We start from the raw sequence: 14,999 nt of genomic DNA on the forward strand, positions 1-14,999 counted from the left end.
AAAAGTCTCTTCCAGCCAAGGAGACTTCTCTCTAATTCGTGCAAAAAATGTCTGCACGTTGCTGAAGGGCTTAAACATACTTTGTTCCATCAACATTTTTTCGTTAATTCCGTTATATTTTGGATTATAGTCATTCCTTTTTTCTTTGTCAATCGAATGAGGGCAGTTTATCCCTTATTCGTTAATAATTTTCTATGGGCCAGCATGACCTTAACCAGAGCTAAGATTGGCACGGCTAAAATCAAGCCAGCCACTCCAGCCGCCTTCCCTCCGACAAGCAGGGCAAAGATAATAACCAGCGGATGCAGCTTCAATGTCTTGCCCATGACGATAGGCGATATAACATTGCCCTCGAGAAACTGAAGGACAATAATGATGCAGGCAACTTTAATTGCCATGCTGCCTGAAATCGTTAAGGCAACCAGAATGGCCGGCACTGCTCCTATAAAAGGGCCAAAGTAGGGAATCACATTCGTCACGCCAATAATGAAGCTGAGCAAGAGCGGATAATTCATCCCGAACAAGTAAAACAGGATCGCCGCACTCGCCCCGATAATCAAACAGACAAGCAGCTGTCCACGTATATAGCCACCAAGAGAGCTGTCGACATCGGTAAGGAAACGCCTCGTTTGTTCCCGCTTTCTTTCAGGGATGAGCAGGAGTCCTTTTTCAAGCAGCCGCTCGCTGTCCTTTAATAAATAGAAGGAGATGACTGGAATCAAGACAATCAAGATCAATACATCCGACAAGCCGCTTAGAGCCTCAACCAGCACATTGACTGATTCACCAAGTCTCAGTTCCATCGTATTGATGATTGACTCAAGCCGGTCATGCAGCCCAAATGGCCAGCCTGTCGTATGGGTATGAAATTTCATAATATACATTCGATATAATTCTGCCATCTCAGGGGCCCGAACGGCGATATCGTTCAATTGATCGACAAAAATGGGGATTCCCTTATATATGCCATAACCCGCCAAACCAAACACAACTAGATAAAGCAGCGTGATTGCTAAACCGCGGTTCATTCCACGAATTTGCAAATAGCCAACAAGCGGGTGAAGCAGATAACTGATGAACGCTCCGAATAAAAAGGGAGAGATTGCCGTCATGGCAATTTGCAGAACAGGCATCCACATAGGCCTGAGCAAATAAAAGACAAACAGCACAATAAATAAAAGCAGAAAGAAGCCTAGCCTGTAAAACCATTTCACTTGTATGTTCATCGTTCCCACCTCTTTACTATTCTTCTAAACGAGCTAGAAAATATGTAAAAAGAGACTTAAAAAAAGACTGCGGCTCCCTAAGGAATGATGCCGCAGTCTAAGCCTTTATAAAATATGTCGTTTGACGAATCGTTTCATTTGCCTTTTGCGTTTTCTGTACATGCCGTTGGACATATTGCCAAAGGCCATGCCCGCTCCAAAGCTAATCATTGAGGATACCATACGGTTCATACGTCAATCACCTCGGGTTCGTCCGCCAAAAATTATAGGCTTATTTGCCGGTCATCTTCACTGAAAAGGTCATCTAAGGAGCTCAGCAATCCATCCTCTTCTACTTGATGGACATGCATGACTCCCTTGCCGATGGAAAGCTCCACAAAGCAATTCCAGCAATAGAATTGATTGACCCCGATCTTTCCAATATCCTTGCTCGCGCAATTTGGGCATTTCATCATTACCTTCACCTCGTTCTTTCAATCAGTCCTTAGGTTTCAGCATGCCCTTTTATTGGAAAAAACATTCAAGAAAATGTCCGGCAATTGCTAGTTTAGCCAGAAGTCATGAAATCATAAGGTGTAACGTTTTCCATTCCAATCATCGGATCGGTCGCAAAAAGACGCTCCTCATACGTCATTTCTGCCATCACTTCCGCATTAAGCGGCATGTCGCCTTGGTCGGCCAGCTGTTGATTATTGGAATGGCTGTCAGAAGGTTTTACTGCTGCAAACCCCTCTTTAAGTTTCTCAAGCAAGGTTGTCTTTCGCTCTTCCTCTCCGCTTTTTGAGACGCCATAGCGTAAGGCTTCTTCCTCTCCGCACAGGATGAGGAATTGCTTGCTGCGTGTGATAGCCGTATAAATTAAATTTCTTCTCAGCATGCGATGATAGCTCTTGACGACAGGAAGGATAACAATCGGGAACTCGCTCCCTTGTGATTTATGGATGGAGCAGCAATAAGCATGGGTAATTTGATTTAATTCCTGCCGCGTATACTTCGCTTCAATTCCGTCAAAGGAAACATGGATTTGGTCAACCTTATCTTCATTTTCCTTTGCATAAATAATAGCGATGATCTCCCCCATATCTCCGTTAAAGATACCGTTTTCCGGCTGGTTGACAAGTTGAAGCACTTTATCGCCAACCCGGTAAATACTATCCCCAAAGGCGAGCTCCCGCTTTTTCTTTCCATGGTTATCATTCAGTATTTCTTGCAGCAAGACATTCAGCGCATCAATGCCTGCACTTCCTCGGTACATCGGGGCAAGCACCTGAATATCTTTGGAGGCAAAGCCTTTCTTCCGGGCATTCATGACCACCTGCCTGATAACGTCAGCTACCTGATTTGTTTGGCAGGCAAAGAAGGACCGATCCTTTTGAGGCTTACGGATATCTGCTGGAAGCTGTCCCTTCTTGATTGAATGGGCAAGCTGAATAATCGATGAACCATCCTCTTGGCGGAAAATGGATTCAAGCCGGGTCACCGGGATAACAGCCGAGTCCAGCAAATCCTTCAGCACCTGTCCTGGACCGACAGAAGGCAATTGATCCTCATCCCCGACGAGAATCACTTGCATATCATCAGGAATGCACTTAAACAAGTGATTGGCGAGCCATATATCGACCATCGACATCTCATCGACAATTAAGAGCCTGCCCTGAATCGGATTATCCTCGCTCCGCTGCACATCTGACCCATTCCAACCAAGAAGGCGATGAATCGTGACAGCAGGGAGTCCCGTTGATTCCTTCATGCGCTTGGCGGCGCGCCCGGTTGGGGCAGCAAGCACGAAAGGATACGGATGCTCCTTGTCATAATCTTTTGGATTGAGCGATACACCATGCAGTTCGGCATAGAGCTCAACAATTCCTTTAATGACCGTCGTTTTCCCTGTGCCAGGTCCGCCGGTCAAAATAAGCATGGGGGAGTGAAGCGCCTTAAAGATAGCATCCTTTTGCTCCTCTGCATACTCCATTCCAATCCGTTCCTCAAGCTTGCCAAGCTCGAGCAGGAATTCCGCCTCAGGGAATTGCTCCTCATAGCCTTCCTGGGACATGATTCGCTTTAGGTTCGTGACGATGCCTTTTTCCGAGAAATACAGGGAAGGAATATAGAAACGCTGTTCTTCCCCAACCAGCTTGCCCTCTTCAGAAAGCTGGACCATCTGATCCGTTATCATCTCATAGGTAATCTCGACCTTCTGATTCTTCTCCAGGAGCTCCTTCACTCCGACCAGCAAAGGTTCTGCCTCAAGATATGTGTGGCCGTCCTGCATGCAGAAGCGGTCCAGAATATAGAGAATCGCTGCCTTGATCCGGGATGGATGGCTTCCCCCAAGCCCGAGCGTCTGCCCAATCTCATCTGCCTTCGCAAAGCCAATGCCTTCAATCGTTTCGACCAATTGATATGGATTGGATTCGATTATAGAGATCGTATCCTGCTTGTACACCTGGTAGATTTTCATGGACAGCTGGGGACCAAATCCTAAGCCGGATAAGGAAATCATGATTTCCTCAAGACCTTGATTTGCTGCTAGCGTATCGTATAATTCCTTTGCCTTCTCTCCGCTTAACTTTGGAATCTGGTCCAAGACCGACGGATTAGCCAGGATTTTAGAAATGGCCTTCTCCCCTAGCTTATCGACAATCAGCTCGGCTGTTTTTTTTCCAATTCCCTTAAACATAGAACCGGATAAATAAGCAATGATGCCATCCTTTGATTCAGGAAGCTCCCGCTTAAAGCTGTCCACATTGAACTGAAGGCCGAATCTAGGATGCTCCTTCATCTTTCCGTAAAACGTATAGATTTCTTCCTCATGAAGGGCGGGAAAATAGCCTGTAATGACAGCCTCTTTCTCTTCATATGGAATATTCGTATCCTTTACCCTTATGCGGGCTACTGAGTATAAATTTTGTTCATTATGAAAGATGGTGACTAAGTGTGTTCCTTTAATAAAAGGCTTGTCATTGTCCGTAAAGACAAAGGACTCCTGTTCCACTTTCATCATCTCCCATTCAGCTTAATTCTTTCATTTGCTTCAATCCATTTGCCGCAAGCATATGGTCCGGCTGGATCTCAAGCGCCTTTTCGAATAATTCAATTGCCTTATTCACATCTCCCTTAACCCCGCCATAAGCGACACCGAGATTAAAATAGGCATCAGCATGATTCTCATCCACTTCGAGCGTCTTTTTCCATGCCTCAATCGCCATATCATACATTTCTGCCCCCGCAAGCGCCAATCCGTAATGGAATTTTGCTTCCGCATCTGTTTCATTCAGCTCAATGCTGCGCTGGAAGTATGGCAGCGCCAATCGAGGCTGATCAAGATGCAAGAGACAAAGCCCCAGCATGAACATCGTATCTGCTGACTCCAGACCTTTCTTGATGGCTTGCTCATAGCAATCCTTTGCCTTCAGCAAATCATCCTGATCATAATAAATGCCGCCTAGACCGTAATACGCTGTTGCTGCCTGCGGATCAAGCTCGATGGCTCTTTCGAAAAACTTGATGGCTCTTTCTGTATCATTCATGGATGCTAGTACATTTCCAAAATTGATATAGCCGATGGGATCTTTTGGATTTTCTTCTATCATTTCACCAAAGATTTTTGCTGCTTCCTCCATTTTACCTTGTTCCATATATTGAATTGCTAATTGATTTTTATCCATTGCTGTTGTTCACTCCTACTATTCTTACGATAATGAATGCCAATAGTATACCATAAAGGGCCTAACTCTTTCCCTCAATCCATCAACAAGTGTTCTCCATGTTCTCTTTTCATCGAATAAGGGTATAAATTCAGTGTAACTTTCAACATAGGAGGACTACACAATGAGGAAACTAATCATCATTATCCTAACCGTATTCGCCATCGCCGGCATTGGATACGGCTTGTATGCCTATCAATTTGATGCAGACTTAAAGCCTGCTAACGAGAAGTCTATCATCGCACTTGGGGACTCCTTAACCTATGGGATTGGAGACAAAACGGAGCAAGGCTATATCGGCCAGCTGCAGAAAAAGCTCAATCAGCAAAGCGACTATTCGTTCACTATTCGTAATTTTGGGATACCCGGTCAGGAATCAAGCGACTTACTTAAACAATTGGATTCCATGAAGGTCAATGAAACCTTTAACGAGGCGGATTGGGTCATTGTATACATAGGAACAAATGATTTACGCGTCGCCACAGGCGGCAACTTCCAGACCATCTCCAAAAAGGCAATCGCCCAAAAGAAAGAACAGTATACGAAAAATATGGAGGAAATTTTGCCTGCGATCCGTGGATTCAATTCTTCCGTCCCCATTATTGTTGTCGGTCTTTATAATCCATTCCAGCAGAGCGAAAGGCTCAATGAGATTGTGAGTGATTGGGATGATTCCATCCAAGAAATCACCGAGCATCATGAAGATACATACTTCATTCCGACAAATGATTTATTTACGGATAAAAATAAAGAAGACTATTTTAGTGATGCCCTTCATCTAAACCATAAAGGCTATAAATTGATTGCTGACCGCATCGGCAATTATATGGAGGAAGAAATGCAATAATAGCAAAAGTTAAGGTTGGGACATAACTAGATTTGCAGTGCCCAAAAAATATTGTATAAAATTTCATTAAACGAAAGGCTTAGTTGATCTAAAGCGTTGATTTACGTTGCAGGTGGTTGCGCACCTAGGGCGGTCGGGGAGCCTCCTCGAGTGCTTGTTCGCATCTGCGGGTTCTCCCCTGTCCGCTAATCTAAACAAGGAGTCAACCGTCTGAAACGTTAATCACCGATATTCTAATAACACTATATATCTATAACGGAACTAAACTAAAAACCGAACTATTTTAATAGCGTAACTCAAAATATTCGGTTTTTTAGTTGTTGGAAACCTGCCGCCCCTCTTTCCATTCTTATCCATATCACTTCATACCCGGATTTCCGTTACCCTTATAATTCCCCCCTCTGCTGTCATCAAATAGCCCATAGAAAGATATATAAATCCCGCAGATACCAAACATTATTCAAGGAAGCTGTCCAACCGTCTCTTTGGTTTCAGCGCCACATACCATGAAAACTAACCCTTTCGTTTAACAGAGCCTAAAAAACACGAGGTCTTGGCATGCTGTCCAATTCCTCGTGTTTTTCTTTTCGTTTATTTCACCGCGCTTGGGTCTTATCCTTTTCTACATGGCGCAGGATAGCCTTTACGATTTCATTAATGAGAATCGTCACCAAGGCACAGCCGAAAACAAGCAGCCATTCTTTAAAGCCAATCGTTTCTAATTTAAGTAAATTGGCAACTGGCTCAATATAGACGATAGCAATCTGCAGGATGACCACACCGATGACAGACGCATTCAAATAGCGATTATGGAATAATTCTGTCTTCCAGATTGGATCGCGCAAATGCCGGACATTAAAGACCTGGATATAGCTGATAAAGGTTAAGGCCATAAAGGCAATCGTCTGAGCATAACGTAATTGATAATCTGTCAACTCCTTGAAGTGGACATCAAAGATGGAATCGAATCCACCTGCCCACTGAACACCGACCAAGAAGGCCAATAAAGCAGAGAATCCAATTAAGAGACCGTTCATAATCATGAAGTAGACGGCGTTTCTCGTAAATATCCCTTCCTTTTTCGATCTTGGCTTTTCATCCATCACATGCCTGTTTGTGTCTACACCGAGGGCAAAGGATGGAATGGAATCTCCCACAAGGTTCAGCCAAAGAATATGAATCGTCAAAAGCGGGGTCGGCCAACCTAAGAGAATGGCAAATAACAGAACAAGCACTTCCCCGAAATTACTGGTGACAAGGAAGAGAATTGATTTACGGATATTGGCAAAGATATTCCTGCCTTCTTCAACCGCCTTGATTATGGTCGTGAAATTATCATCCATTAGCACCATATCAGAAGCACCCTTTGCTACATCGGTGCCACCGTCCCCCATTGCAACTCCAATATCCGCCTCTCTTAAGGAAGGTGCATCATTCACACCATCTCCGGTCATAGAAACAATATGACCATTTTCCTTGAAGGCACGGACAATCTGGACCTTATGCTCAGGTGAGACACGAGCGAATACACGTGTCTCCTTTGCCGCTTCCTTCAATTCCTCACTCGACATTCTATTCAATTGTGCACCCGTGATAACCTGATTATTATCCGGTGCAACAATACCAAGCATACGAGCTATCGCGACCGCTGTCTGAGGGTGATCGCCTGTAATCATCGTGACTTCTATTCCCGACCGATGGGCTCTTGCAATTTGCTCCTTCACCTCGGGCCGCGGAGGATCCATAAGACCCACAAATCCTAGAAGAATCATCTCATTTTCAATTTCATCATCATTTATGTTATGTATATCCGGTTCACTAATGGGCTTAATGGTTACGGCCATGACGCGCAGCGCCTTTTGTGACATACCGAGAACAGCCTGATCAATGATAGCCAAATCTTCTTTTGTTAGTTCCTTCACATTATTGCCCAGCTGAATTTTCGTAACCCGGGGCAGTAAGACATCAACCGCACCTTTCGTAATCGCCAAATAACCGCCTTCATAATGATGAATGGTTGTCATCCGCTTCCGGTCTGAATCGAAGGGAATTTCAGCAACCCTTGGATATTGTTCTTCAAGCTCCTGCTTTTCCTCTCCATTCTCATGAGCTGCCTTGACAAAGGCTATCTCAGTCGGATCGCCGGTTTCCTCCGGATAAAAGGTGGCGTCTGAACAGAGCGCGAGCATTCTCACAAGCTCTTTATCATCCTCCTCATAAGGATCTTCAACGGTTCTAGCCTGAAGATTAACGAAGCGTTCAACGACCTGCATCTTGTTCATCGTTAATGTGCCGGTCTTATCTGAACAAATCATACTCACAGAACCAAGTGTCTCAACTGCCGGCATTTTACGTACGATGGCCTTTTGCTTGATTAGTCTTCTGACCCCAAGAGCAAGAACAATAATGACCATCGTTGGCATACTTTCCGGCATGGCAGAAACAGCGAGGCTTGTGGCAATCAAGAACATCTCGCCAGGGTCCCTGCCTTGAAATAACCCAATGACAAAAAGGCCAAGACATAAGAGAATGGCATAAAGACTCAATTTCTTTCCGAGCTTATCCATGTTGATTTGCAGAGGGGTTTTATTGGTATCTTCCTCATGAAGCATAGCGGCAATCTTCCCGACCTCTGTTTGGAGACCTGTTGCAACCACGATTCCAACTCCGCGGCCATTCGTAATTTGGGTCGACATGAAGGCCATATTTTGATAATCACCGAGAGCGAGATCTGGTGAATCCATCTTCCATTTCTCATCTTTCAGAACCGGCAAGCTTTCCCCTGTTAGAGCAGATTCCTCAATCTCAAGGGAATGTGATTGGAATATTCTGATATCTGCCGGCACGGTTCTGCCTGCTTCCAGCAAGACTAAATCTCCCGGAACGAGCTGTGCCGCATCCACTTCTTTTACATGACCGCTTCGTCTAACAAGTGCTTTCGGTGAAGCGAGCCGTTTTAATTCCTCTAATGCACCTTCGGCTTTTTTCTCCTGAATGACGCCAATAAACGTATTCACAATAATGACAAACAATATAATGAGCGCATCACTCGGCTCCCCGACAATGAATGATACAACACCTGCTGCCATAAGGATGTAATTCAGCGTATTGTTCACTTGAGTCCAAATCATCTTCAGCAGGCTGTCCTTCTTCTCTGTCCCAAAATCATTTGGTCCATAAATGGCTGTTCGTTCAGCAGCATCTGTGTCAGTCAGTCCATCTTCAGTATTCGCTGCAAAGCGACTGAGCACCTGCTCCTTGGATAAAGCATATTCATACAGGTTCTTCTCCATCTCACTCACCCACATTATTTTATATGTATAATCAGCAATGAGCCTGCCCCGCTTGGAACAGACTCATTGCTTTGTATTTAATTACCCTACGTAATCTAATTTTACACCTTTTTTGTAGATTTCATCAATTGTTCCACCACCAAGGCATACTTCACCATCATAGAAAACGACCGCTTGACCAGGGGTAACCGCACGGATTGGCTCAGCAAAGATGACTTCTGCACGCTGGTCATCCAATACACGCACTGTCACTTTATTATCCGGCTGACGATAACGGAATTTCGCTGTACAGCTGAATTCATCTCCGGCTTTGCGAGGAGAAATCCAATTCAGCATAACCGCTTTAATTGAATCGGAATACAGGCTGTCATGATGGAAGCCTTGCTCCACATAAAGGACATTATTCTTTAAATCCTTGCCAACAGCAAACCATGGCTCGCCGCTTCCACCGATGCCAAGGCCGTGACGCTGTCCGAGCGTGTAGTACATGAGGCCTTCATGACTCCCTTTCAGCTCGCCGTCCATCGTCCGCATTTCGCCTGGCTTCGCTGGCAGGTACTGGCCGAGAAATTCCTTGAAATTCCGCTCCCCAATGAAGCAAATGCCGGTTGAATCTTTCTTCGTTGCCGTCGGCAGACCAGCTGCCAAGGCAATTTCACGAATCTTCGGCTTATCGTACTCTCCGATTGGGAACATGACCTTGCTTAATTGTTCTTGTGTCAATTGGTTAAGGAAGTACGTTTGATCCTTGTTGGAATCTAATCCACGGAGCATTTTGTATTCCCCGTCCTCATAGACAACACGGGCATAATGGCCTGTTGCTAAATAATCCGCGCCAAGGCTCATCGCATGTTCAAGGAAAGCCTTAAATTTAATTTCTTTATTACACATGACATCCGGGTTCGGTGTACGTCCAGCTTTATATTCTTCAAGGAAGTATGTGAACACCTTATCCCAGTATTGCTTTTCAAAATTGACTGCATAGTAGGGAATTCCGATATGGTTGCAGACACGGATGACATCCTCATAGTCCTCCGTCGCTGTGCACACGCCAAATTCATCGGTATCGTCCCAGTTTTTCATGAAAATTCCTACTACGTCATAGCCTTGCTCTTTTAAAAGATAGGCTGCAACTGAAGAATCCACACCACCGGACATTCCTACAACGACTCTTGTTTCCGCTGGGGATTTCATATATTTCACCTCTAACTATTTATCTCGCTAAACGATTGGCTACTTTAATCGCTGTTAAGGCAGCTCGTTCGATTTCTTCCGTCGTATTATTCAGCCCGAAGCTGAAGCGGATGGAGTTTTTTGTTCTCTCTGATTCTTTGCCGAACATCGCTACCAGTACGTGAGATGGCTCAATGGATCCCGCTGTGCAAGCAGACCCGCTTGACACAGCAATACCTGCCAAGTCCAAATTGACTAGGAATGCTTCGACACTTACACCCGGGAAGCTGATATTCAAAATATGAGGAAGAGACTCATCCAAGGTACCATTGATGGCAAATTCAATTCCTGATTCCTCGAGCAAACGAATCATTATTCCTTTAAATGTCTTGTACATGGCTGTCTTTTCCGCAGCTGTCTGCTGGATAATCTCAGCAGCCTTTGCAAAACCCGCCGCGCCGGCTACATTTTCCGTACCAGCCCGGCGCTTGCGCTCTTGTTCACCACCGAACAATAATGGCTTAAAGGGAATGCCTTTCCTTGCATACAGGAATCCGATGCCCTTTGGCCCATTGATCTTATGAGAAGAAACACTCATGAAATCAACACCAAGCTCCTTCACATCAATCGGAACGGCTCCATAGGCTTGTACGGCATCTGTATGAAAGAACGCTTGATGGTCTTTAAGCAGTCTTCCAATCTCCCTGATTGGCTGCAAGGTGCCGACCTCATTATTGCCATACATGATGGTTACAAGAATGGTATCGTCTCTTAACGCTTGCTTTACCGAATCAACGGATACCCTTCCAAGCTCATCAACCGGCAAATAGGTCACATCAAACCCATGCTTTTCAAGCTCCTCGCATGTATGAAGCACGGCATGATGCTCAATCTCACTTGTGATAATATGATTTCCTTTATCTCTTAACGCCTGGACAGCACTGAAAATCGCAGAATTATCTGCTTCCGTTCCGCCGCTCGTAAAAATGATCTCATCAATGGATGCTCTGATACTGTCAGCAAGCACCTTTCTTGAATCATCCATTCTCTTTCTTGCAGCCCGTCCAAATTGATGGATACTGGATGGGTTTCCAAATGTATCATTCATCACATCCGTCATCACACGGATAGCCTCTGGATGCATCGGTGTAGTTGCTGCATGATCAAGATATATCGTTTCCAATGGCCGATACCTCCTTGCCACACTGTTTACTTTATTCCTATAGCGTTGTGATGGAAGCCAACTAACCATCCGCCAAGGGTCTGATCTCGGGAGCGGCAGATGATTTCATTCACCGCTGGATTGATTCTCTCCTAGTTGATTAACAGGGAAAGCTTGGATTGGCTATCTATCATTAAATGTAGAACATATAAGATTCTGTTTCTCCGCCATCCGGGTCATAGGAGGCTAAATCTGCCAAGGTCGTATTATCGAGCACATCTTTTACGGCATCACGGATTTTTATCCATAGCTGCCGTTTAACCGGCTCTTCTTCCTCTATACCCTCAACAGGCGTGATAGGTCCTTCGAGTACCCTGATGACATCTCCAGCTGTAATCTCGTGCGGATCCTTTGTTAATTTATAGCCCCCATAAGCTCCTCTCACACTTTTCACGAGTCCCGCATTTCGAAGCGGTGTGACGAGCTGCTCTAAATAGTGTTCAGAAAGCTCATTGGCTTGGGCGATTGATTTCAGGGAAGTCGGGCCTTCTCCATGCCTTTTCGCTAAATCAATCATTATGGTCAGTCCGTATCTTCCTTTAGTGGAAATTTTCATGGTCCTAGCACCTCTAGCCTAATAGATTCTCCCAAAAGTATACCATACATTAAATCATTGCCTCATATCAATGCTTCACGATGGGTTTTTAAAAAAGTTTTTTCCTTTCTATTATGACAGATAATCAGCTTTTGTAGACTTTTTATATATTTCAGGCATTTATCGATGCAAAATAAAAATTTCATAAAGGAAATACCTCCCTCTTTCCAGAATTTCTTTAACATAACGGTTATTAAAGGAGTGATTGTAATGGCTAAATCCCTTTTCAAAGGACTGGAGGGTATCTTCATTCCGGTTAAGGACCCAGTTGAATCAATGATTTGGTATGAGGAGATACTCGGATTTAAGCGAATCTACCACGAAGAGGACGCTGCCGTAATGAAGATAGACGAACAAGCCCAGACAGTCGTCTGTCTTGTCAAAGCCCACGAACACCTGGCAATGAGCTTTCCGGATAATTCCTTTGGGGTCGGCAAGTATTATAACTTTATCCCCTCAGGCCCGATTGAAGATATATATCGCTCATTGAAGGCATTGAATGTCCGTACAGGTGCATTGGGAGGTGATGGAGAAACCCGCTTTTTCACCTTTTATGACCCGGACGGCAATCCCCTGGGCGTATGCCAATAACCCCCTTTCCCAGCTCGAACTTAATCTATGGGAAATCAGTCTTTTTACAGCTATAATAAGAAAAGCTACTTATGATTAATGGGGGTTATCGATTTGAACGGAGAACCACTAGCCTACCGCATGCGGCCGAAAAACCTAGATGAAATTATCGGACAAAAAGAAGTCATCGGCAAACAAACGAGCCTCTACCGCATGATCAAAAACGGACATGTACCATCCATGCTTCTATATGGGGACCCCGGTATTGGAAAAACATCGATTGCTTTTGCGATTGCAGGCGAGACGAAAATTCCCTTCATCGCCTTGAATGCGACAACCGCCGGCAAGAAGGATATAGAGGCTGTTGTGGAAGAAACACATTTAACCGGTAAGGTAATCTTATTCCTTGATGAGATTCACCGTTTCAATAAAGCACAGCAAGACTACCTGCTCCCTCATGTTGAGCGGGGAGACATTATCCTCATTGGTGCTACGACCGAAAACCCATTTCACGATGTCAATCCCGCAATCAGGAGCCGATGCGGGCAAATCAAGCAGCTCACCCGTCTCTCGACAAATGAAGTGATTGAATTATTGCAGCGGGCTTTGCAGGATGAGAAAAATGGTCTTGGCAAGCTGGACATCAAAATTTCGGAGGAGCAAATTGAAATGATTGCCGCCCAGTCAAATGGGGATGCAAGAAAATCCCTGACCTTGCTGGAATCGGTGATCTATTCCTCTCCGAAGGATATGAATACTTATGTTGTAGATGATGAAACAATCCATGATTTGGGCGGCAATATCGGGGTTTACGGGGATAAGAAAGGCTCAAACTTTTATAATTTGCTATCGAGCCTGCAAAAGAGCATCCGGGGAAGCGATGTTCATGCAGCTCTCTATTATCTCGCCCATTTGCTTGAGACAGGAGACTTAGTTGCCGTGAACAGGCGGCTTTTAGTCATTGCTTATGAGGATATTGGACTAGCAAACAGCGCGGTCGGCAACAATGTCCTTGCCGCGGTGACCGCAAGTGAACGGCTGGGCCTGCCGGAAGCACGCATTCCGCTTGCCGTAGCTGTCGTTGAAATGTGCCTCTCCTCCAAGTCAAATTCTGCCTATAAAGCACTTGATGCAGCTATTGCAGATATACGGGCCGGCCATGTCGGTGAGATTCCAAAGCATCTCCGCGATGCCCATTATGCAGGAGCGAAGGAGCTTGGCCATGTCGGCTATAAGTATCCGCATGATTATCCAATCGGAACATTCGGCGGCTGGGTCAATCAAGAGTACCTACCGCATAACTTAAAGGATAAGAAATATTATGAACCAATTGAGTCCGGTGAAGAGAAGCGGCTTGCAGCCATCTATGAGCGGCTCGAGGAATTTAAGAAGAAGAAATAAGGAAAGCGCCTCAGAAATAAGCTGAGGCGCTTTCTTTATTCATGAATGATTCGGCATATTGGCAACTGTCCCTCCATCTACCAAAATATCTGTTCCAGTGATATAGGAGGCTTTATTGCTTACGAGAAATTCAATAACAGAGGCCATTTCAGCCGGCTCTCCTTCTCTGCCAAGCGGCGTTCTCTTTAGCATGAGTTCCATTTGCGGCTGCTTAGATGCCTCCTGCCGTCCCATCGGCGTATTGATTGTGCCAGGGGAAAGAGAGACAATCCGCGCTCCCTTTTGTCCCCAATCCCATGCCTGATCCTCAACGAGGAGGATTACACCAAGCTTTGATAAGCTGTAAGCTGCTCCACTGTCGCCCTGTGTAAATCGTTCCAGCTTCTCAACCACATCAGGCAATAACGGTTTCTTCAATAATTCTGTGTAAGGCCCCTCCTTCGGCACCATATGGCCGCTCATGGATGAAATACAAACGGCAGTCGAACCCTTTGCTGCAATCGGGAGGAACCCATCTAATAATTGACCGGTTCCAACAAGGTTGACCTCAGTGATACGCTTTGAGTCAGCCATCGTTGGTGAAAGCCCTGCCGTATGGATAAGCGCCTTGAAATCCCCTAAAGAGGCGGTCTTCTGTACAAGCGCCTCCACCTGCTCAGGCGAGGTAATATCGACAGTCAAGCAATGTACATCCGTAATTCCCTTATCCGCGAGTTCTGCCTTTGTTTCTGCAAGCCGCTCCTCAGATATATCCGCCAATAACACCGTTCCTTTTTTGCCCACAAGCCTTGCTGTCGCTTTTCCCATACCGCCGGTTCCGCCTGTGATTACGTAAACATCTTTCATTAGAAATCCCCTGCTTTCTTTAAAAGAAGTTTCTTTCGATTTACGCAGTATTTCTTCCTTCAATTCCATCATATTGTACTTGTTCAGGGGCTGCAAATGGAATGGAGCGTTTACTCTTC

At 45.1% G+C, this 14,999-nt stretch carries 13 protein-coding genes; 3 read left to right on the forward strand and 10 right to left on the reverse strand.

The window, feature by feature from the left end; all coding sequences use genetic code 11:
• Positions 1-167: 167 nt before the first annotated feature.
• The 5 genes from ACY8DX_RS16000 to ACY8DX_RS16020 form a co-directional block, all read right to left on the reverse strand.
• Positions 168-1,226 carry an AI-2E family transporter gene (locus tag ACY8DX_RS16000; protein WP_049670050.1) on the reverse strand — a complete coding sequence of 353 codons (1,059 nt, stop codon included), beginning with the start codon at positions 1,224-1,226 and terminating at the stop codon, positions 168-170.
• A gap of 105 nt (positions 1,227-1,331) precedes the next feature.
• Complete coding sequence (locus ACY8DX_RS16005) at positions 1,332-1,457, reverse strand: DUF3918 family protein (RefSeq protein ID WP_082197020.1); 126 nt, start codon at positions 1,455-1,457, stop codon at positions 1,332-1,334.
• Positions 1,458-1,489: 32 nt separating this feature from the next.
• Positions 1,490-1,681 carry a hypothetical protein gene (locus tag ACY8DX_RS16010; protein WP_049670049.1) on the reverse strand — a complete coding sequence of 64 codons (192 nt, stop codon included), beginning with the start codon at positions 1,679-1,681 and terminating at the stop codon, positions 1,490-1,492.
• 92 nt (positions 1,682-1,773) lie between these two features.
• Complete coding sequence (gene recD2 / locus ACY8DX_RS16015) at positions 1,774-4,227, reverse strand: SF1B family DNA helicase RecD2 (RefSeq protein ID WP_462406962.1); 2,454 nt, start codon at positions 4,225-4,227, stop codon at positions 1,774-1,776.
• Between the two features lie 10 nt (positions 4,228-4,237).
• Positions 4,238-4,894 carry a tetratricopeptide repeat protein gene (locus ACY8DX_RS16020; protein WP_439802110.1) on the reverse strand — a complete coding sequence of 219 codons (657 nt, stop codon included), beginning with the start codon at positions 4,892-4,894 and terminating at the stop codon, positions 4,238-4,240.
• A gap of 163 nt (positions 4,895-5,057) precedes the next feature.
• Here ACY8DX_RS16020 and ACY8DX_RS16025 point away from each other — a divergent pair, with 163 nt between their 5' ends.
• Complete coding sequence (locus tag ACY8DX_RS16025) at positions 5,058-5,780, forward strand: DUF459 domain-containing protein (protein WP_049670046.1); 723 nt, start codon at positions 5,058-5,060, stop codon at positions 5,778-5,780.
• A 596-nt stretch (positions 5,781-6,376) separates the two neighbouring features.
• On the opposite strand, the gene ACY8DX_RS16030 is transcribed toward ACY8DX_RS16025, so the two are convergent.
• From ACY8DX_RS16030 to cymR, 4 genes are all read right to left on the reverse strand, one after another.
• On the reverse strand, positions 6,377-9,073 hold the full coding sequence (locus tag ACY8DX_RS16030; protein ID WP_462405597.1) for a cation-translocating P-type ATPase: 2,697 nt from the start codon (positions 9,071-9,073) through the stop codon (positions 6,377-6,379).
• A gap of 81 nt (positions 9,074-9,154) precedes the next feature.
• Positions 9,155-10,267, reverse strand: coding sequence for a tRNA 2-thiouridine(34) synthase MnmA (gene mnmA / locus ACY8DX_RS16035; RefSeq protein WP_049670044.1), 1,113 nt, complete (start codon positions 10,265-10,267; stop codon positions 9,155-9,157).
• A gap of 19 nt (positions 10,268-10,286) precedes the next feature.
• Positions 10,287-11,429 carry a cysteine desulfurase family protein gene (locus ACY8DX_RS16040; RefSeq protein ID WP_049670043.1) on the reverse strand — a complete coding sequence of 381 codons (1,143 nt, stop codon included), beginning with the start codon at positions 11,427-11,429 and terminating at the stop codon, positions 10,287-10,289.
• Positions 11,430-11,601: 172 nt separating this feature from the next.
• Positions 11,602-12,024 (reverse strand): cysteine metabolism transcriptional regulator CymR, encoded by a 423-nt coding sequence (gene cymR, locus ACY8DX_RS16045; protein ID WP_049670042.1) that lies wholly within the window; start codon positions 12,022-12,024, stop codon positions 11,602-11,604.
• A gap of 249 nt (positions 12,025-12,273) precedes the next feature.
• Here cymR and ACY8DX_RS16050 point away from each other — a divergent pair, with 249 nt between their 5' ends.
• Entirely contained in the window at positions 12,274-12,654 is a 381-nt protein-coding gene (locus ACY8DX_RS16050) for a VOC family protein (RefSeq protein ID WP_049670041.1), read from the forward strand.
• A 93-nt stretch (positions 12,655-12,747) separates the two neighbouring features.
• Complete coding sequence (locus ACY8DX_RS16055; protein WP_049670040.1) at positions 12,748-14,034, forward strand: replication-associated recombination protein A; 1,287 nt, start codon at positions 12,748-12,750, stop codon at positions 14,032-14,034.
• 39 nt (positions 14,035-14,073) lie between these two features.
• Here the strand turns inward: ACY8DX_RS16055 and ACY8DX_RS16060 are convergent, their stop codons facing one another.
• Positions 14,074-14,952 (reverse strand): SDR family oxidoreductase, encoded by an 879-nt coding sequence (locus ACY8DX_RS16060; RefSeq protein WP_082197019.1) that lies wholly within the window; start codon positions 14,950-14,952, stop codon positions 14,074-14,076.
• Positions 14,953-14,999 lie beyond the last annotated feature (47 nt).

The organism is Gracilibacillus sp. Marseille-QA3620 (genome assembly GCF_054950035.1).